The 17,072-nt window shown below is 73.3% G+C and carries 20 protein-coding genes; 8 read left to right on the top strand and 12 right to left on the bottom strand.

The genetic code is table 11. The features are described from left to right. Positions 1-79: 79 nt before the first annotated feature. Positions 80-1,117 (bottom strand): NAD-dependent epimerase/dehydratase family protein, encoded by a 1,038-nt coding sequence (locus ACIQUC_RS16040; protein WP_402268931.1) that lies wholly within the window; start codon positions 1,115-1,117, stop codon positions 80-82. Beyond that, a complete protein-coding gene (locus tag ACIQUC_RS16035; RefSeq protein ID WP_402268928.1) occupies positions 1,117-2,310 on the bottom strand; it encodes a zinc-dependent alcohol dehydrogenase in 1,194 nt (397 codons plus the stop codon). The genes ACIQUC_RS16040 and ACIQUC_RS16035 overlap by 1 nt, the downstream gene beginning before the upstream one ends. Before the next feature lie 233 nt (positions 2,311-2,543). Between ACIQUC_RS16035 and ACIQUC_RS16030 the strand changes: the two genes are divergently transcribed. Continuing rightward, entirely contained in the window at positions 2,544-3,362 is an 819-nt protein-coding gene (locus ACIQUC_RS16030) for a polysaccharide deacetylase family protein (protein WP_402268925.1), read from the top strand. Here the strand turns inward: ACIQUC_RS16030 and ACIQUC_RS16025 are convergent. Next, a complete protein-coding gene (locus ACIQUC_RS16025) occupies positions 3,354-3,860 on the bottom strand; it encodes a GNAT family N-acetyltransferase (RefSeq protein WP_402268922.1) in 507 nt (168 codons plus the stop codon). The two genes, ACIQUC_RS16030 and ACIQUC_RS16025, sit on opposite strands and share 9 nt — an antisense overlap. 51 nt (positions 3,861-3,911) lie before the next feature. Here ACIQUC_RS16025 and ACIQUC_RS16020 point away from each other — a divergent pair, with 51 nt between their 5' ends. Further along, a complete protein-coding gene (locus tag ACIQUC_RS16020) occupies positions 3,912-4,496 on the top strand; it encodes a TetR/AcrR family transcriptional regulator (protein WP_402268919.1) in 585 nt (194 codons plus the stop codon). A gap of 102 nt (positions 4,497-4,598) precedes the next feature. Here ACIQUC_RS16020 and ACIQUC_RS16015 read toward each other — a convergent pair whose 3' ends face one another. Continuing rightward, positions 4,599-5,495: an aminoglycoside phosphotransferase family protein gene (locus ACIQUC_RS16015; RefSeq protein WP_402268916.1), complete on the bottom strand. Its 897-nt coding sequence runs from the start codon at positions 5,493-5,495 to the stop codon at positions 4,599-4,601. A gap of 22 nt (positions 5,496-5,517) precedes the next feature. Here ACIQUC_RS16015 and ACIQUC_RS16010 point away from each other — a divergent pair, with 22 nt between their 5' ends. Then, entirely contained in the window at positions 5,518-5,886 is a 369-nt protein-coding gene (locus ACIQUC_RS16010; RefSeq protein ID WP_402268914.1) for a nuclear transport factor 2 family protein, read from the top strand. Positions 5,887-5,945: 59 nt separating this feature from the next. Here the strand turns inward: ACIQUC_RS16010 and ACIQUC_RS16005 are convergent, their stop codons facing one another. After that, entirely contained in the window at positions 5,946-6,596 is a 651-nt protein-coding gene (locus ACIQUC_RS16005) for a DNA alkylation repair protein (RefSeq protein WP_402268911.1), read from the bottom strand. Then, entirely contained in the window at positions 6,593-7,396 is an 804-nt protein-coding gene (locus ACIQUC_RS16000; protein WP_402268908.1) for a sulfite exporter TauE/SafE family protein, read from the bottom strand. The genes ACIQUC_RS16005 and ACIQUC_RS16000 overlap by 4 nt, the downstream gene beginning before the upstream one ends. A 182-nt stretch (positions 7,397-7,578) precedes the next feature. On the opposite strand from ACIQUC_RS16000, the gene ACIQUC_RS15995 reads away from it, so the two are divergent. Further along, entirely contained in the window at positions 7,579-7,767 is a 189-nt protein-coding gene (locus tag ACIQUC_RS15995) for a hypothetical protein (RefSeq protein WP_022907838.1), read from the top strand. A 39-nt stretch (positions 7,768-7,806) separates the two neighbouring features. On the opposite strand, the gene ACIQUC_RS15990 is transcribed toward ACIQUC_RS15995, so the two are convergent. The 3 genes from ACIQUC_RS15990 to ACIQUC_RS15980 form a co-directional block, all read right to left on the bottom strand. Further along, positions 7,807-9,003, bottom strand: coding sequence for a peptidoglycan DD-metalloendopeptidase family protein (locus ACIQUC_RS15990; protein ID WP_187290521.1), 1,197 nt, complete (start codon positions 9,001-9,003; stop codon positions 7,807-7,809). Between the two features lie 151 nt (positions 9,004-9,154). Then, the gene (locus ACIQUC_RS15985) at positions 9,155-9,631 is read right to left on the bottom strand and encodes an SRPBCC domain-containing protein (RefSeq protein ID WP_402268904.1); all 477 of its coding nucleotides are present in this window, start codon (positions 9,629-9,631) and stop codon (positions 9,155-9,157) included. After that, a complete protein-coding gene (locus ACIQUC_RS15980; RefSeq protein WP_083858009.1) occupies positions 9,628-10,017 on the bottom strand; it encodes a helix-turn-helix transcriptional regulator in 390 nt (129 codons plus the stop codon). Before ACIQUC_RS15980 ends, ACIQUC_RS15985 begins: the two co-directional genes overlap by 4 nt. 89 nt (positions 10,018-10,106) lie before the next feature. Between ACIQUC_RS15980 and ACIQUC_RS15975 the strand changes: the two genes are divergently transcribed. After that, positions 10,107-11,975, top strand: a complete 1,869-nt coding sequence (locus tag ACIQUC_RS15975; protein WP_402268902.1) for a gamma-glutamyltransferase family protein — start codon at positions 10,107-10,109, stop codon at positions 11,973-11,975. A gap of 70 nt (positions 11,976-12,045) precedes the next feature. On the opposite strand, the gene ACIQUC_RS15970 is transcribed toward ACIQUC_RS15975, so the two are convergent. After that, the gene (locus ACIQUC_RS15970) at positions 12,046-13,089 is read right to left on the bottom strand and encodes an NAD(P)-dependent alcohol dehydrogenase (protein ID WP_402268899.1); all 1,044 of its coding nucleotides are present in this window, start codon (positions 13,087-13,089) and stop codon (positions 12,046-12,048) included. A gap of 38 nt (positions 13,090-13,127) precedes the next feature. Next, entirely contained in the window at positions 13,128-13,724 is a 597-nt protein-coding gene (locus tag ACIQUC_RS15965; protein ID WP_402268896.1) for a DUF805 domain-containing protein, read from the bottom strand. A gap of 122 nt (positions 13,725-13,846) precedes the next feature. Here ACIQUC_RS15965 and ACIQUC_RS15960 point away from each other — a divergent pair, with 122 nt between their 5' ends. The 3 genes from ACIQUC_RS15960 (at position 13,847) to ACIQUC_RS15950 (ending at position 16,169) form a co-directional block, all read left to right on the top strand. Continuing rightward, positions 13,847-14,287, top strand: a complete 441-nt coding sequence (locus tag ACIQUC_RS15960) for an OsmC family peroxiredoxin (RefSeq protein ID WP_022907830.1) — start codon at positions 13,847-13,849, stop codon at positions 14,285-14,287. 71 nt (positions 14,288-14,358) lie between these two features. Continuing rightward, complete coding sequence (locus ACIQUC_RS15955) at positions 14,359-14,610, top strand: hypothetical protein (protein ID WP_402268893.1); 252 nt, start codon at positions 14,359-14,361, stop codon at positions 14,608-14,610. Positions 14,611-14,663: 53 nt separating this feature from the next. Continuing rightward, positions 14,664-16,169, top strand: coding sequence for a threonine/serine exporter ThrE family protein (locus tag ACIQUC_RS15950; protein ID WP_402268890.1), 1,506 nt, complete (start codon positions 14,664-14,666; stop codon positions 16,167-16,169). 167 nt (positions 16,170-16,336) lie between these two features. On the opposite strand, the gene ACIQUC_RS15945 is transcribed toward ACIQUC_RS15950, so the two are convergent. Beyond that, positions 16,337-17,011 carry a TetR/AcrR family transcriptional regulator gene (locus ACIQUC_RS15945; protein ID WP_022907827.1) on the bottom strand — a complete coding sequence of 225 codons (675 nt, stop codon included), beginning with the start codon at positions 17,009-17,011 and terminating at the stop codon, positions 16,337-16,339. Positions 17,012-17,072 lie beyond the last annotated feature (61 nt).

Raw genomic sequence — 17,072 nt, 5'->3', positions numbered from 1 at the left:
CACGCCGTCCCCCTTCGTCGGAACGATCCGACCGTAGCGCGTCCCCGGCCCGAGCGCTGTCCCACGAAGGGGCCACCCGTCACCCGCGCAACGGCCCCGACCCCGGCACCCGCGCCCCGTCCCGGAATCCGGCCACGAGCTCGCGCAAGGCCTCCTCGGAGCTGTGCCGCGCCTCCCATCCGAGGACCGACCGCGCCCGATCGGTCCGCATGATCGGCACCCGGGCCGCGATGTCCACCCACCCGGCGTCCGTCGGCTGCAACCGCAGCCGCCAGGTGAGCGTGACGAGTCCGCGGATCGCCCACATCGGCACCCGCACCGCGCCGCGCATCCCGAACGCCCGCGCCATCCTCGGCGGGGTGAGCACGGGTGTGGCAGCGATGTTGAACGCCCCGCCGGCACGCCGGTCGATCGCTCGCCAGAAGGCATCGGCGACGTCGTCGGCGTGCACGGCCTGGAACACGAACGCGAGCGGCAGGGGCAGGACCGCCCAGCGGATCCACCGGACGACCGACATCGGCACGAGGCGGCCGAGGAAGAGCCCGCGGAGTTCGGCGGCGGCGCTTCGCTGGAAGACCAGGCCGGGTCGCAGCCGCGTCACGACGACGGACGGGTGGGCGGCCGCGAACGCGTCCATCGCCGCCTCGTTCTCGGCCTTGTGGATCGAGTACGTGGCGGTCGGGATCCCGGTGACGGGGAACTCCTCGTCGACGGGCGTCCGCTTGCCGTCCACGTCGACCCCGCGGTACGCCCCCACGGACGAGGCGACGACGACCTGGGGCACCTCGACCCGGGCGACGGCCTCGAGGACGCTGGCGGTCCCGGTCACGTTCGTCCGGTACTGCGCCGGGATGTCGTGCGTCGGCTGCAGGGCCCAGCCGAGGTGCACGACGGCGTCCGCGCCCCGGAACACGGCGGCGAGCTGGTCGACGGCGTCCGGGGCACCGATGTCGACGGCGTGCCAGACGGCCACCCCGTAGGGCTCGGCGCGGAGGTCCGGTAGCCGCCGCGCCACCCCGACGACCTCGACGGCGGTGCCCTCGGCCCGGACCGTCGTCAGCCGCCGGAGCACCGCGGTCCCCAGGTTGCCGGTCCCGCCGACGACGACGATCCGCATCAGGCCGCGGCCATCGCGGGGTCGAGCACGACCTTGACGCAGCCGTCCTCCTTCTTCTGGAACACCTCGTACATGTGCGGGGCGTCCTCGAGCGAGACCCGGTGGGTGGTCAGGTCGAGCGTGCCGAGCGGGTCCGACGGGTCCTGCACGAGCGGCATGATGTCGTCGATCCAGTGCTTCACGTTGCACTGCCCCTCGCGGACGGTGATCTGCTTGTCGAAGAGCGTCATCATCGGCATCGGGTCGGCCATCCCGCCGTAGACGCCGCTCAGCGACACCGTGCCACCGCGGCGGACGAGGTCGATCGCCGCGTGCACCGCGGCGAGCCGGTCGATGCCGGCGGTCTCGATCGCCTTCTGCGCGAGCTTGTCGGGCAGGAGCCCGGCGGCGCGCTGGGCGAAGCCGGCGACCGGGTTGCCGTGCGCCTCCATGCCGACCGCGTCGACGACGCCGTCGGGTCCGCGCCCGTCGGTCAGGTCGACCAGCTGCGGGACGACGTCCTTCGTCAGGTCGAACACCTCGGCGCCGTGCTTCGCTCCGAGGTCGCGGCGGACCTGCTCGGGGTCGACGGCGAGCACCCGGTAGCCGAGGTGCGCGCCGATGCGGGCGGCGAACTGGCCGACCGGGCCGAGGCCGAGCACCGCGAGCGTCCCGCCCTCGGGGACGTTCGCGTGCTGCACGGCCTGCCACGCCGTGGGCAGGATGTCGCTGAGGAACAGCCAACGGTCGTCGGGCGTGCCGTCGTCGGGGATGACGATGGGCCCGTAGTCGGCGTGCGGCACGCGGAGGTACTCGGCCTGGCCGCCGGGCACCTGGCCGTACATCTTCGTGTAGCCGAAGAGCGCGGCGCCGGAGCCGTACTCGGTGACCTGGGTGGTCTCGCACTGCGACTGGAGTCCGCGTTCGCACATGTAGCAGTGCCCGCACGAGATGTTGAAGGGGACGACGACGCGGTCGCCGACCTTCAGGTTCGTGACGGCGCTGCCGACCTCCTCCACGATGCCCATGGGCTCGTGCCCGAGGACGTCGCCCCTGTCGATGTACGGCCCGAGCACCCGGTACAGGTGCAGGTCGGAGCCGCAGATCGCCGTGGAGGTGATCCGCACGATCGCGTCGGTCGGCTGCTGGATGGTCGGGTCGGGGACGGTCTCGACGGACACCTTCTCGGTGCCCTGCCAGGTCAGTGCGCGCACGTCGCGTTCCTCTCGTGGTCGCTTCGAGTCGGCCAGGAGGCGCGGCTCGTCTCCTCTTGTCGGTACCCGCCCGCCCCGTGGTGCGTTCCCAGCCCCGTCCGACCAGCGCGGTCCGTGGCGGACGCGAGCCGCGCCTCCTGGCCCGGTCCCCGTGGTCCCGGTGGCCGATCGGCCAACCGGATCGTCCCGGGAGCCGATGCGCCCGACCGGCCGGTCACCCGATGCTGGTGCGGATGGACCACCGCACCACCCGCCGCTCCCTGCTCGCCGGAGCGGGCGCCCTGCTCGCGGCCGGAGCGCTCGCCGCCTGTGCGCCCACCGGACCGCGACGGGAGGCCGTCGCGACGCACTCGCCGACCCCGACGCCCGTCCCGTCTCCCACCCGGACACCGACGCCGACGCCGACGTGGGTGCAGCCGACGCTCACGAGGACACCGCTGCCGGCAGGCACCGTCACCGGACTGCCCGCCGGGACACCCGGGATCGCCTGGACCGTGGACGACGGCGCGTCATCCGACGTCGTCGGCGCCTACGCCCGCTTCGCGGCCGAGACCGGCACCCGGCTCACCTTCTTCGTGAACGGCGTCCGGCCCTCCTGGACGGAGCACGCCGACGTGCTGCGGCCCCTCATCGCGTCGGGGCAGGTGCAGATCGGCAACCACACCTGGGACCACCTGGCCCTGACGAAGCTCGGCGACCAGGCCATCGAGGACGAGCTGACCCGCAACCACGAGTTCATCGAGCGGACGTTCGGCGTCGACGCACGCCCGTACTTCCGACCGCCGTACGGGTACCACGACGCCCGGGTCGACGCCGCCGCCGCACGGGTCGGCTACACGACACCGCTGCTCTGGTACGGGACGCTCGCGGACTCCGGCGACATCGGCGCCGGACAGATCGTCGGGTTCGCCGACCAGTGGTTCACGCCGGGTCGGATCGTGATCGGCCACGCGAACTTCCCGGGGACCATCGGCGCGCTCCCCCGGCTGGGCGCCCTCGTCCGGCAGCGTCGGCTCGGGACCTACACACTCGACGACGTGTTCTCACGCTGACCCTGCTCCGATGACGTCGGGGGCCGGGCCGAGTCGCCGGCCGAAGCACACCGAGTTCGTCGACCCGGCGTAGGCACCGAAAGGCGGGATCGCCGTGTACCCCTCGCGCTCGTAGAACCGGATCGCGTCGGGCTGCGCCGTGCCGGTCTCGAGGACCACCGAGCCTGCGCCCGCCCGCACCGCTTCCTGCTCGAGCCGCCGGAGCACCGCCGTCGCCACACCGGTCCCCCGAGCGGACGGCGCCGTGTACATCCGCTTGATCTCCACGACCCCGGCACCGAGGACGTCGTCGGGGAGCGGCCGGAGCCCGCCGCAGGCGATCGCGGAGCCGTCCTCCCCACACGCCAGGACGAACACCGGGACGTCGGCCGCGGTCGGCGGGACGCCGGGCTCGTGGTCGTCCGTCCCGTAGCGCGCGTCGAGCTCCTGCCGCTGTGCTCGGCGGAGCCGGTCGGCGTCCGCGTGGTCGAACGGGACGGTCGTGATGGTCCAGCGCATGGCGATCCTTTCGGTAACGATCGTTACGGTAACACCTGTTACGCTTCCGGTGTGCCCCGGACCCGAGACGACGCCGCCCAGCGGACCCGGTTGTCCGAGGCCGTCTTCACCACCCTCGCCGACCTCGGTCCGACCGGCCTGACGCTCCGCGCCGTCGCCGAACGCGCCGGGTGCACGACGGGGCTCGTCCTCCACACGTTCCCCGACAAGCGCGCCCTCCTCCTGCACGCCCGACAGGTCCTGCACGACCGCACCAGGGTCCGTGCCGACGCACTCGAGGCGAACGCCCCGGATGCGGCAGCAGCGGTGCGGGCGGTGGCCGGCGGCGCACTCGCCGTCGATGCCGGGCGCCTCGCCGAGGCCCGGGCGTGGGTCGCGTTCCTCGCCGCCGCGCTCGGTGACCCCGTGCTGCGCGACCAGCACGTGACGAACAGCCGCTCCTTCGCCGGGCGACTCGCTCGACTGCTCGCGCTCGCGACCGGCCTGGCGGATGCGGTGTGTGACGACCGCGCGGCTGCCCTGATCGCGACCGTCGAGGGGATCACCGCGCTGGCCGCGGGCGACCCCGAGCGGTGGACGCCCGAGCGACAGGTCGCGGCGCTCGACCTCGTGCTGGACGCGGCGCTGACGCCCTAGCCCCGCCGGCCCGGCCCCGGCCCCGACCCCGACCCCGACGGGCGGTCTGGCTACTCGGGTGGGCCGGGCTGCGCGCGGCGGCCCGGCTGCTTGACGCGCAGCTCAGGTCGCGACCGGATCGGCGAGGACCGCCCCCAGCACCGCCTCGTGCTCCGCGCGGTCCCCGGGCCCGGCGCTCCCCGCGAGCATGATGAGCGCCTTCCAGAGCGCCCAGCCCCGCGCCCGCGCCCAGGTGCCGGCGTCGAGGCCGACGGCGTCGCGGAACACCCGTCGCGCCTCCGGGTCGAGGAACGTCCAGGCGAGGACGAGGTCGCACGCCGGGTCACCGACACCGCACGTGCCGAAGTCGATCACGGCCGAGAGCCGTCCGTCCCGGTCGACGAGCAGGTTGCCCGGGGCGACGTCGCCGTGGAACCACACGGCCGGCCGGTCCCAGGCCGAGGCGGTCGCTGCGCCCCAGACCGCCTCGCACGCATGACGGTCGACGTCGTCACCGAGCCGGTCGAGCGCCGCGACCACCTCGGGCGCGGAGTGCGACGGGTGCGCTCCCCGGTGGAACGAGTGCGCCCCGGCGACCGGACCGTCACCCGCCGGCACGGCCCGCAGCTGCCGGAGCACCGCACCGACGTCGGCGGCGAGGGTCCGTCGGTCGAGGGTCGAGGCCCGAGCAGCGACCGTACCGTCGATCCAGCGCCGGACCGACCACGGGAACGGGTAGTCCTCGGCCGGGACCCCCAGTCCGACCGGCTCCGGAACCGGGACGTCGAGCCGCGCCGCGAGGTACGGCAGGACCCGCTGCTCCTTCTCGACCGCTGCGACGTACCCGGCCGCGCTCGGCAGCCGGACGGCCAACTCGCTGCCGAGCCGGTAGGTGCGGTTGTCCCACCCCTGCGCATCGACCTCGCGGACGGGCAGCCCGGCCCACTCCGGGAACTGCGCGGCCACGAGCCGTTCCACGAGCGCGGCGTCGATGCGGGGTCGGGGCACCTCGGTGTGCATGCGCCCAGGCTAGGCTCCGCCCATGTCGACCGTGTCCGAGCTGCTGACCACGAACCTCCACGACGTCTTCGGGAACCGCGACGCTGCCGCACGCCGCGCTGCGATCGAGCGGACGTACTCCCCCGACGTGACCTTCACCGACCCCGAGGGGACCGTCACCGGCTGGGACGCCCTCGACCAGAAGGCCGCAGGGATCCTCGACGAGGCGCCCGGTGCGTTCCAGTTCGTCGAGGAGGGGCGTCGCTACGTCTCCGAGCACCACGGGGTCCTCGCGTGGGGCTTCGGCCCGGTCGGTGCGCCGGCGGTCCGGGGTGTCGACGTCATCGAGGTCCGGGACGGTGTCGTCGTGTCGCTCACGACCGTCCTCGCGGAGCCCACCGCCTCCGACTGAGCCATCGCCGGGTGGCGCCGTCCGACGTCTGGACGGTGTCAGCGCCCCGGCCTGCGGGGTCAGCCGCGCAGTCGGTCGCGTTCCGCCGGCGGAAGGTGCTCGGTCGCCGTCACCCGCGCCGCGGGGGTGAGGAACCGCCCCTGCCGTTCGAGGAACGCGACGAGCGCGTCCTCGGACGCCCGCTTGCCGGTCTCGCGGAGCACCCGGCCGAGCGCTGACTGCACGGTGTCGTTCCGCTCCCGCACGAGCCGCCCCGCGATGGCGAGCGGCACCTCGGCGTCACCCTGCTTCGCGAACGCCAGGGTGGCCACGACCGCGATCCGACGGACCATCGCCACGTCGGACTTCACGAGCGCGAACAGCGGTCCGGTCGAGCCCCCGACGAGCGGGCCACCCACGAGCTCCTCCGCTCCGAGGTCGACCAGCACCGTGTCGTCGAACCGCTCCGCCTTCGCCGCCGACAGATACTCGTCGGTCAGCTCCGGGTCCGGGTGCTCTCGCATCGCCTGCACGAGGAGCAGGACGGCGACGAGCCGCGCGCCCCGGTCCTCGCTCCAGAGCAGCGCGGACCGCTCACCCTCGTCGAGGTCGGCGAACTGCCGCGCGACGCGTCGCGCCGCCGGCACGTCACCGGCTGTGCGCGCGAACGCCGCGAGCACGGCCTCCGCATCCGCGGGGTTCCGTCCACCGCCGGACTGGAGGCGCGTCACGCGACCTCCCCGGCCGTCGCCTCGTTCCGCGGTGCGGTCCGGCGACCGCGGCGCAGGACGATCACCGCGACCACCAGGAGGAACGCGGCGAAGAGCCAGGTGCCCACCTGCGGATCGACGAGGCGGGCGATCCACGCGCCTCCGGGAGCGCAGATCGCGGCCGTGACGCCGATCGTGAGGCCGACCCGGAGGTCCACCGCTCGGCGCCGGACGTTCGCCACCGTGCCCGAGACGGACGTCGGCACCATGGTGAGCAGCGAGGTGCCCTTCGCGAGCAGGTCGCCCGCGCCGAGCGCGACCTCGAGCCCCGGCACGATGACGACCCCGCCGCCGACCCCGACGAGCCCGGACAGCACGCCCGACAGCAGCCCGAGCAGCAGCAGGACGATCGCCTCGACCACACCGAAGTGCACCTCGCCCCCGCGCGTGGGCACCGCCACGAAGAGCGAGACGAGCACGACGGCGATGAACCCCACGAAGATCCACGGCAGGACCCGCAGTGGCAGCGCCCGCAGGAGCCGCGCGCCGATCGGGGCACCGACGACGCTGCCGACCGCCAGGGTCAGGGCCGCGAGCCAGTGCACCTCGCCCTGCACGCCGTACGTGATCGCCCCGACGACGGCCGCGGGGGCGATCGCCACGAGGGACGTCGCCGATGCCCGGCGCTGGTCGAGGTGGAGGAACGCCATCAGGGCCGGCACGACGATGACCCCGCCGCCGACGCCGAACAGGCCGGAGAGGATCCCCGCCACGATCCCGATCGCCACCAACACGATGACCCGTCCGCCGCGCTTCTCCATCCCGTCCACCCTACGGCCGACGTCGAACGATCAGGACGCGAGGGCCTCGGTCGCCGGACGATCGCCCCGGGCAAGGTTGAAGCCCACCACCGCGGCAACGGTGATGGGCTCCGAGTTGCTCTCCGAGTGGAGTGCCAGAGGGACGCACAGTGTCCCGAGCGTTTCGCTCGGAGCCAGCATACGTGACCCCGGTCACGGACGCACCCCTCGGCACCCCGCTCCTGGTGTCCGCCGGCGCTGACACACCGGAGGCGGTCTCGATGTCGAAGGACAACGGGTCCGAGCCCAGGCGTCGGGTGTCCTGGTTGCCGGTCGCGAGCTTGCTCGTGGCTGTCGCCAGGCTCCTGCTCGACGTCTGGCGGAGGGACTGAGACGGCGGCCCGCACTCGACTCGGGTGCGGGCCGTTCCACTACCGGAAGTGCAGCAGCGTCAACGGGTCGAAGAGCGACCCCGCCCGCCGGGTCTCGACGTGCACGTGCGGCCCGGTCGACTGCCCGGTGTTGCCGGACTTCCCGATCTCGGTGCGCACGGACACGATCTGCCCCGGCTTGACCTCGATCGCGCTGAGGTGCGCGGTGAGGACCGTGACGTTGCCGTAGGTCACGACGATGTAGTTGCCGTACGACGCGTTGTTCGCGACGGTGCTCGTCACCGTGCCGGTCCCCGAGGCGTACACGGGCGTGCCCACCGCAACCGGGGCGTCGGCGCCCTGGTGGTACCGCGGCACGTGCCCGGCGCCGCGGTCGTCGCCGTAGCGTCCGGAGATCTTGGTGCTCGCGACCGGCCACATCATGCCCGTGACGGGCTTGGTCGACCAGACGCGGGTGTCCTTGCCGCCGTAGAGCACGACGTTGCCGTCCACCTGCACCATGAGCGTGCCGGCGCCCGCGGTGCCGGTCCGCGAGTTCCAGAGCGTGACCTTCTTCTGTGCGGCGTCGCGACCGACCACGGCGAAGTTGCCGTCCTTGCGCAGCTCTGCCCAGGCGCCCGCGTGCCCGGCGGTCCCGGACTGCCAGACGACCTTGCGGTTGACGGTCTGCACGAGGTTGCCGTCGGTCTGCATCGTCAGGCGACGGGTGCCGCTCGTGTCCGAGCTGAGCACGGTGCCGGAGTAGATCGAGTTGCCGGCGGGCACGACGCCCTGCTGGCTCGTCCAGTTCACGATCGCGGTCTTGCCCGAGTAGAGGCCCATCGTGCCGTCGGCGCGGACCGCGAACTCGGTGGACTGCGCGGTGCCGGCGGAGGCCCAGCGGACGATGCGCTTGCCGTTCCGCAGCAGGTCGACGGCGCGGTTCCGCCCGATCGTCAGCACGGCACCGGGCTGGTTCGAGGTGTTGGACGCCCAGAGCACCTGGTTGCCGACGCCGTACTCGACGAGGTTGCCGTCACCCTGCAGGATCAGCCGGAACTGGCCGTTCGGCGAGGTCACCGAGTCGCCGGGCTGCAGCGTCGTACCGGCAGGCGCCTTCCCCGTGTAGACCACGGCTGCCGACGCCGGCTCGGCGATCCCGACGGCACCACCGGCGACGACGACGATGGCCACGACCGCGGCTGCGAGTCGTGGGAGTCGGCGAGCGCGCGCGACGGAGGACGGTGTGCTGGTCATGGAACCCCTGATCTGGATCCGGCCGAGCCCCTGCCGACCGTTCGGCGACGCGCTCTCGACACGCCGCCGAACGATGGTCACCTTTTCGTGGAGCCCGCACAACCCCATTGCCCGGACCGGACAACCCCAGTTCCGGGGGCACTCCATGTCGTCAGGGCATCTGGAAGAAGGCCTTCGGGGCGCCGAGCAGGGCCTCGAGCTTGTGGAACGACTGCGTCCACCCGGCGATGTTCATGTCCCGCATGACCTCGGGGAAGGGGCCCTGGGTGAGCGTGACGACCGTGCCGTCGCCGTCCTCGGCGAACTCGAGCGTGAGGGACAGCGGCGTCCCGTCCTCGATGCCGGGGATGCCCTCGGCGGTCGACGTCCCGACGATGATCCGGTTCTCCTCGACCTCCTGGAGCGTCGACTGCACGGGCGAGGCCCACCCGGGGTCGTCGTTGCTCACCATGGTGAGGTTCCAGGCCCCACCGACGCGGGCGTCGACCTCGACGGTGGCGACGGGGACGTGGAAGCCGAGCGGCCCGAACCAGAGCGCGAGCTGTGCGGGGTCGACGAACGCGCGGTAGACGTCCTGGACGGGGTACGCGAACCGGTGGGTGGCGTGGGCGGTGAACTGCTCGGTCATGACTGCTCCTGCTGGTCGTCGGACGGGACGGTGGGTGCTGTGGACGCGCCGCCCACGGTGGCGGGCGGACGCTGGGAGGCGAGCAGCGCCTCCAGGCTGTCGAACCGGCGGTCCCAGACCGGCTGCAGCCCGCTCAGCCACCCGGCGAGCTCGGTGACGGCCTCGGGCCGGAGCCGGCAGGTGCGCCACGTGCCGTGCCGCTCACGGGTGATGAGACCGGCGCGTTCGAGGACGCCGAGGTGTCGGGAGATCGCCGGTGCGCTGACGTCGAACGGCTCGGACAGGTCGGTGACGGTCGCCTCGCCCTTCCCGAGTCGCTCGACGATCCGCCGACGGATGGGGTCGGCGAGGGCCGAGAGGACGGCGTCGACGCGGTCGGTGGTCATCGTCGCCTCCTTGGTGAACACTGCGGTTAATTAACCGCTGCGTTCAGTATGCGCGCACCCGCGGATGCACGCAAGGACAGGATGGGACCATGCCGACGCCGAACCCCGCCTTCATCCCGCCCGCCCCCACGACCACGCGACCGGACCTCGCCGGCACCTTCGGCATGGTCGCCTCGACGCACTGGATCGCGACCGCCACCGCGCAGTCCGTGCTCGAACGGGGCGGGAACGCGTTCGACGCCGCGGTCGCCGGAGCGTTCGTGCTGCACGTCGTCGAGCCGCACCTGAACGGCCCCGGCGGCGACCTCACGGCGGTGTTCGCGACCGAGGACGACCCGACGCCGACCGTGCTCGTCGGCCAGGGGCCCGCCCCGGCCGGTGCGACACCGGAGCACTACCGCGCCGAGGGGCTCGACCTCGTCCCGGGAGCCGGTGCCCTCGCCGCCACCGTGCCGGGTGCCGTGGACGCCTGGCTCCTGCTGCTGCGCGACCACGGCACGTGGGAGCTCGCCGACGTCCTCGCACCAGCCGTCGGCTACGCGCGGGACGGCCACCCGGTCGCACCGGCGGTGGTCCGGACGATCACGGCGGTGCGCGGGTTGTTCGAGGAGCACTGGCCCACCTCCGCCGCGCAGTGGCTGCCGGGAGGCACGGTGCCGGCCCCGGGGGACGTGGTGCGCAACGAGGCGCTCGCCTCGGTCTTCGAACGGCTCGTCGCCGCCGGGAGCGGCGTCGACGGCCGGAGCGCGCGCATCGACGCCGCCCGCGGCGAGTGGGCCGAGGGCTTCGTCGCCGAGGCGATCGACCGGTTCGTCCGCCAGCCGCACCGCCACGCGTCCGGGACCGACCACGCCGGCGTGATCCGGGCGTCGGACCTCGCGGCCTTCCGGGCGACCTACGAGCCGACGACGACGGCGGAGTTCCGCGGGTGCACCATCGCGAAGACCGGGCCGTGGGGACAGGGTCCGGCGCTCCTGCAGACCCTGCGACTGCTCGAGCCGCTCGACGACGCACGGCTCGACCCCGCGACCGAGCTCGGCGCGCACACGATCGTCGAGGCGCAGAAGCTCGCGCTGGCCGACCGCGAGGCGTTCTACGGCGACGGCGACGTCCCCCTCGACGTCCTGCTGTCGGATGCGTACACCGATGAGCGCCGAGCCCTGATCGGGGACCTGGCGTCGGCCGAGCTGCGGCCCGGGACCGTCGAGGGCGTCCGACACACGATGCCGCCGGTCCGGACGTCGCACGAGGCCTCGGCCGGAGCCGCCGGGTCAGCGGGCGAGCCGACGGTCCGCATCGAGCGGGACGCCCCGGCGGTCGCGCCCGTCGAGGACCGCGGCGAACCGTTCGTGGCCCCGGACGGCGAGACCCGCGGTGACACGTGCCACATCGACGTCGTCGACCGCTGGGGCAACATCGTCAGCGCGACCCCGTCCGGCGGCTGGCTGCAGTCCTCGCCGACGATCCCGGGGCTCGGTTTCTGCTTGGGTACCCGCCTGCAGATGACCTGGCTCGAGGAGGGCACGGCCTCGACCCTCCGCCCCGGCGAGCGCCCGCGCACGACGCTCACCCCGACCCTGGTGCTCCGCGACGGCGTCCCGGTCGCCGCGGTCGGCTCACCGGGTGGCGACCAACAGGACCAGTGGCAGCTGCTGTTCCTGCTCCGCTGGATCGTCGGCGGGTACTCCCCGCAGCAGGCCATCGACGCGCCCGCCCTGCACACGACGTCGTTCCCAGGGTCGTTCTGGCCGCGCACGTGGGAGCCGGCTGGACTCGTGGTCGAGGACCGGATCGGCGACGACGTGATCGCCGGGCTCGAGGCGCGCGGGCACGTCGTCACCCGCGCGGGCGACTGGACGCTCGGCCGGCTGTCGTGCGTGACGCGGGACCAGGCGACCGGGGTGCTCGGCGCGGCGGCGAACCCGCGGGGCGCGCAGGGCTACGCCGCGGGACGGTGACCCGGTAGCGCGCGGCTCCGCGTCTCCGCGTCTCCGCGTCTCCGCGTCTCCGCGTCTCCGCGTCTCCGCGTCAGAGCGTCGGCACCACGACCGCGCGGCCCGAGAGCTCGCCGGCCTCGAGCTTCCGGTAGGCCTCGAGCGCGTCGGACAGTGCGTAGCGCTCGACGTCGGGGACGATCTGCCCCGCACGGTACATCGCGACGACCTCGTGCAGGTCCTCGACGGTGCCCCAGTACGTGTTCGTGATGGTCGACTCGTACGGGGTCCGGAAGAAGTTCCACTCCGTGGTGCCCCCGGCGATGCCGACCACGGTGCACCGCCCGCCGATCGCCATCGAGGCCTGGGCGAGGGTGATCGTCGGTGTCGCCCCGACGAAGTCGAACGCGGCGTCCACCCCGCGCCCGCCGGTGATCTCGCGGATCGCAGCGGCCTGGTCGGGGCCACCCGGCACGGTGATCGCCCCCCGGGCGGCCGCGCGGTCCATCGCGTCCTGCTTCGTGTCCGTCGCGATGACGGTCGCCCCGGTGAGGGCCGTGAGGATCTGGACGGCGATCTGCCCGAGTCCGCCGAGGCCCACGACGAGGGCGTACCTGCCACCGCCGGCCAGGTTCGGCAGCGAGGCCTTGATCGCGTGGTACGGCGTGAGCGCGGCGTCGCTGAGCGGTGCGGCCGCGATCGGGTCGGCATCGCCCAGCGGCACGAGGTTGCGTGCCGGCACGGTGACGTACTCCGCCATCCCGCCGTCGCGCCCGAGGCCGATGCCCGCGTACGGGTTCGTGGCGGCGTTGTCGCAGTACGTGTCCTGCCCCCTCGAGCAGTACGAGCAGTGTCCGCAGCCGACCGGGCCGTAGACGAGGTAGGCGTCGCCCACGGTGAAGCCGGAGACGCCGTCGCCGAGTTCCTCGACCCAGCCGGAGTTCTCGTGCCCGAGGACGAACGGGGGCTGCTGCGCTCCAGGCTGCCCCACCTGGAACTCGCGGTAGACGGCGACGTCCGAGTGGCACGCACCGGCACCGGCGACCTTGAGGAGCACCTCCCCCGGACCCGGGGTGGGCTTCGGGACGTCCGTGAGGGACGGGAACGTCTGGAACTGTTCGAACACGACGGCGCGCATGGGGTCTCCTTTGAACCCCGCCAGATTACACCTGTCGCTCAGGACGACAGCTGTGGCTCATCCGTGCTCGACACCTGCCGCCCGCCGACCGGGCCGCGGTCGAACCGAGCGCCCCGGGCGCGCGACCGCGAGGCGACCATGCCGGTCAGCACGAGCCACCCGATCGGCCCGGTGAACACGAGGAGCAGGATCCACATCCCGGTGTGGTCACGGTCGTGCAGGCGTCGGACGAGCAGCGACCACCGCGGCACGACGGTCGCGATCACCGCGGCGAGCAGGACCGCGTCCCACGCGTCCGGCCGGACGTCCCGGGGACCCGAGCCCCAACCGAACCAGGCCCCCTGCTCCACCTCGACGAGGTGGAAGGACACCCGCGGCGAGACGACCGCCCCGAACGGGTCCGCGTACAGCTCCCACCGTCCGCCCGTGCCGTGCACGCCGACGATCCAGAGCGCCGCCGCCGTCAGGGCGAGCTCGAGGGCGATCACCCACCAGAACTCCGTCCGGCTCGCCCACCCGTGGAACCGCCAGCCCTGCGTCCAGAACCGCACCCACGCGACGACCGGGTTCGTCACGTCGACCGACCCCGGCTCGAGCACGCGGTCGCGGAAGCCCGCGGTCACCCTGTCCCCCATGCGCCCGATCGTAGGGCAGACCTGCGTCTTCCCCGAGAGCCCTCGCGAGAACGCGCGTTCTCTGATTGACTCGGCGTCGGCGGTCCCGATCGGGACCGATCCCCCACACGAAAGGAGCGGTCATGCCCACGCGCACCGCACGCACCGCCTGGAACGGCGGCCTCAACGACGGTTCCGGCCAGGTCGAGCTCTCCAGCTCGAAGGTCGGCACGTACGACGTGTCCTTCCCGAAGCGTGCCGCCGACGACGCCGGCGGCACCACCAGCCCCGAGGAGCTCATCGCAGCCGCGCACTCCGCGTGCTACGCCATGCAGTTCTCGGCCGTCCTCGGCGAGGCGGGCGGCACGGTCGAGGCGCTCGACGTCAAGGCCGACGTCTCGCTCGGCCCGGACTCGGCCGGCGGGTTCAAGCTGACCGGCATCGTCCTCACCGTCTCCGGCGAGGTCTCCGGCATCGACGAGGCGACCTTCCTCAAGGCCGCCGACGAGGCGAAGGCCACCTGCCCCGTCTCGAAGGCGCTCACCGGCGTCGACATCGAGCTCCACGCGACCTTCGAGCAGTAGGCGTTCGACGCGCGGAACGGGAGGCGCGGTGCCGGTCGGCACCGCGCCTCCCGTCTGCGTACGTTGACGGCATGCCACGTCCCGCACCCTGGACCCACGTGTCCCTCTGGCTCGGCCTGGCCGCCCTCGTCGTCGGCGTCGTGCTGCTCCTCACCACCCCGACCTCCACGGTCGGCTTCGCCAGCGTCGCACCCCGGGTCGACTACGCCTTCGTCGCGGGTTCCCTGGCCTGGCGGTCGACGGTCGGGCCGGTGCTCGTGCTGGCAGGCGCCGTCGTCGCGTCGTTCGCCGCGGGACGGCTCAGCGCACAGCGTCGGCACTGAGGGCGTCCAGCGGACGTCCGGACTCGAGCGTCGACGACTGGCACGATGGCGGGATGGCCGAGCAGTCCCTCCCCGGAGCCAGACCCGGGCGTCCACCACGGCCACGCGTCCGGAACCTCGCGCAGCACGACATCCGCGATGCCCGGGCCCGGCTCCGCGGCACGATCTACGAAGAGGTCGTCCCGGACACCAGGGCCCGCGAGCAGTACTCGCCGGTGCAGATCGTCGACTTCTGCCTCGACCTCGCCGAGGTCATGCTCGCCTCGGGCGCGGACACCCGGAGCGTCGAGACCGCCGTCGTCGCGGTGTCGACGAAGTGGAACCTCGCACCGCTCGACCTCGACTTCTCGGGCAGTTCGGTGACGATCCAGTACGCGCCGGCCGACCACCCGCCGCTGGTGAAGGTCCGCACGGTGCAGTCCGACGGCTCGGACCTCGACCGGTTGGCGCGGGCGAACCAGATCGTCGACGACCTCGTGCACGACGAGCGCGACATGACCTCCGCCGTGAGCGCCCTCGTCGCCGTGCTCCGGCTGCCGCCCCGGTGGCCGCGGTGGTCGGCCGACGTCGGGCTCTCGATCCTCGGCATCTCGATCGCGATGCAGGCCGGCGGTGGCTGGCGGGCGGGGCTCGGCGCGTTCGTGCTCATGCTCGGCATCATCGTCTCGGGCCGGTGGCTGACCGGCCGGGGCTTCCCGCAGTTCTTCGTCTCCGGTGCGCAGGGTGCGGTGGCCTCGGCGATCGGCACGCTCGCGATCTGGGCGGGCGTGCTGCACCCGGGGCAGGCGGCGACGATGGTGGCCGCGCTCGTCGTGCTCCTGCTCCCGCACCCGTCCCTCGTCACGTGGGCGCAGGACGCGATCTCGGGGTTCCGGGCGATGGCGGTGGCCCGGGCGTTCTACATCGGGCTCGTCATCGCTGCGATCGTCGTCGGGGTGCCCGCCGGCATCGCCGTGACGAAGTGGCTCCGGATCGAGGTGGATCCGTCCGGGATCGCCCTGCAGACCCTGCCGCTCTGGGCGTCCCTGCTGCTGACCGTCGTCTCGGCGGCCGCCAACTGCTTCGTGCAGCAGGCGAGCGCGCGGGTGATCCCGGTCGCCGTCGTGTTCTCGGTGGCCGCCGGTGCCGCTCTGCGTCTCCTCCGCGAGGTCGGCATCCCGCTGCTCGGAGCGACCTTCCTCGCCTCGGTGCTCCTCGGCGTGCTCGCGACGATCGCCGCCGCACGGATGCGGACGGCCGTGGCGGCGATCGCGGTGCCGGCGTTCTGCGGCGCCCTGCTGCCCGGTGTCGCCGTGTCGAGCGCCCTGCTCAACTTCATGTCCGGGTCGTCGAGCGCGGCGCTGGACTTCGTCGCGGCCGTCTCGGTCGCCCTGGCGATCGGTGCCGGGCTCGTGCTCGGCGGCCTCGTGGCGACGCCGGGGGCACGGCGGGCGCTCCGGCGGTCCCGACGGGTCGTCGTGCACTCGGTGCACAACGACACCACGGCGATCAAGGTCATCCGCGACTCGGGCTACGACCCCGGCAACGGCTCGACACCCCGCGGGCCGCGGCCGCGCTGAACCGGTGCCGGTGCCGGTGCCGGGCGAGCCCGCGGGCGACATCACGGGCTGGGCGACACCTCACGGACCGCAACGTGCGTGACGTGTCGCGCAGCCCGTGAGATCGCGACGCCGAGCGCCGAGCGGCGAGCACCCCGAGCCGAGCACCGAGCACCGAGTGCCGCGGGTCAGATCTCCCAGCCGCCGTCGCTCCACGTCGACAGTCGCCGTGCGGCCTGCGGCTCGTAGCGCTCCATCCAGCCGCGCTCGAGCCGCGTGACGGCCCGGTCGAAGGCGGGCACGAGGTCGAGGTCCGACCGCAGCAACGCCTGCAGCTGGAGTCCCTCGTAGAGCGCGATGAGCTGTTCGGCCCCGCGACGCGGGTCCATGGTGTGCGGCGCCCGACCGACCGCGATGTCGTGCTCGAGGCCGCGCTTGATCTGCGCGTAGAAGAGCTGGTAGCGCGACCGCAGGTACGACGCCATCGGGTGCTGCGGGTTGCCCGCGACCGAGAGCAGGGCAACGAGGAGCCGCATGAGGGCCGGGTCCTCGGCGTTCGACGCGACGATCCCGCGCAGGAGCTGGACCGTGGAGCCGTCGCCGACCTCACGCGTGACCTCGTCCATGCGGCCGCCGTTCCACCGGTCGACCGCGGCGAGCACGAGCCCGTCCCACGAGGGGAAGTGCTGGTGGAGCTCCTCCACCCCGATCCCGATGCGCTCGGCGACGAGTCCCGCGTGGGCCTCGTGGAAGGGAACGTCCCGCAGGAGGTCGACGGTGGCCCCCACGATCGTGATCCGCAGGTGCAGGGTCGCGGCCGCGGCGGCTGCCGCCTGCGTGTCCGCGCTGGTGTGTTCGAGCATCGTGCCCTCCGTCGGTCCCGGACGTCCTGTCCGTGTCGCCCACTGGGGGCAGGACCATCCA

Source organism: Curtobacterium sp. NPDC098951, from assembly GCF_044759965.1.
Lineage (GTDB): Bacteria > Actinomycetota > Actinomycetes > Actinomycetales > Microbacteriaceae > Curtobacterium.
Note: the sequence above shows the minus strand (reverse complement) of the source record. Positions and strands in the feature narration are given on the sequence as shown.

Coding starts and splice junctions, on each gene's coding strand:
- ACIQUC_RS16040 (WP_402268931.1), bottom strand. CDS start 1,117: ATGCGGATCGTCGTCGTCGGCGGGACCGGCAACCTGGGGACCGCGGTG.
- ACIQUC_RS16030 (WP_402268925.1), top strand. CDS start 2,544: ATGGACCACCGCACCACCCGCCGCTCCCTGCTCGCCGGAGCGGGCGCC.
- ACIQUC_RS16025 (WP_402268922.1), bottom strand. CDS start 3,860: ATGCGCTGGACCATCACGACCGTCCCGTTCGACCACGCGGACGCCGAC.
- ACIQUC_RS16015 (WP_402268916.1), bottom strand. CDS start 5,495: ATGCACACCGAGGTGCCCCGACCCCGCATCGACGCCGCGCTCGTGGAA.
- ACIQUC_RS16010 (WP_402268914.1), top strand. CDS start 5,518: ATGTCGACCGTGTCCGAGCTGCTGACCACGAACCTCCACGACGTCTTC.
- ACIQUC_RS16000 (WP_402268908.1), bottom strand. CDS start 7,396: ATGGAGAAGCGCGGCGGACGGGTCATCGTGTTGGTGGCGATCGGGATC.
- ACIQUC_RS15990 (WP_187290521.1), bottom strand. CDS start 9,003: ATGACCAGCACACCGTCCTCCGTCGCGCGCGCTCGCCGACTCCCACGA.
- ACIQUC_RS15985 (WP_402268904.1), bottom strand. CDS start 9,631: ATGACCGAGCAGTTCACCGCCCACGCCACCCACCGGTTCGCGTACCCC.
- ACIQUC_RS15980 (WP_083858009.1), bottom strand. CDS start 10,017: ATGACCACCGACCGCGTCGACGCCGTCCTCTCGGCCCTCGCCGACCCC.
- ACIQUC_RS15975 (WP_402268902.1), top strand. CDS start 10,107: ATGCCGACGCCGAACCCCGCCTTCATCCCGCCCGCCCCCACGACCACG.
- ACIQUC_RS15970 (WP_402268899.1), bottom strand. CDS start 13,089: ATGCGCGCCGTCGTGTTCGAACAGTTCCAGACGTTCCCGTCCCTCACG.
- ACIQUC_RS15965 (WP_402268896.1), bottom strand. CDS start 13,724: ATGGGGGACAGGGTGACCGCGGGCTTCCGCGACCGCGTGCTCGAGCCG.
- ACIQUC_RS15960 (WP_022907830.1), top strand. CDS start 13,847: ATGCCCACGCGCACCGCACGCACCGCCTGGAACGGCGGCCTCAACGAC.
- ACIQUC_RS15955 (WP_402268893.1), top strand. CDS start 14,359: ATGCCACGTCCCGCACCCTGGACCCACGTGTCCCTCTGGCTCGGCCTG.
- ACIQUC_RS15950 (WP_402268890.1), top strand. CDS start 14,664: ATGGCCGAGCAGTCCCTCCCCGGAGCCAGACCCGGGCGTCCACCACGG.
- ACIQUC_RS15945 (WP_022907827.1), bottom strand. CDS start 17,011: ATGCTCGAACACACCAGCGCGGACACGCAGGCGGCAGCCGCCGCGGCC.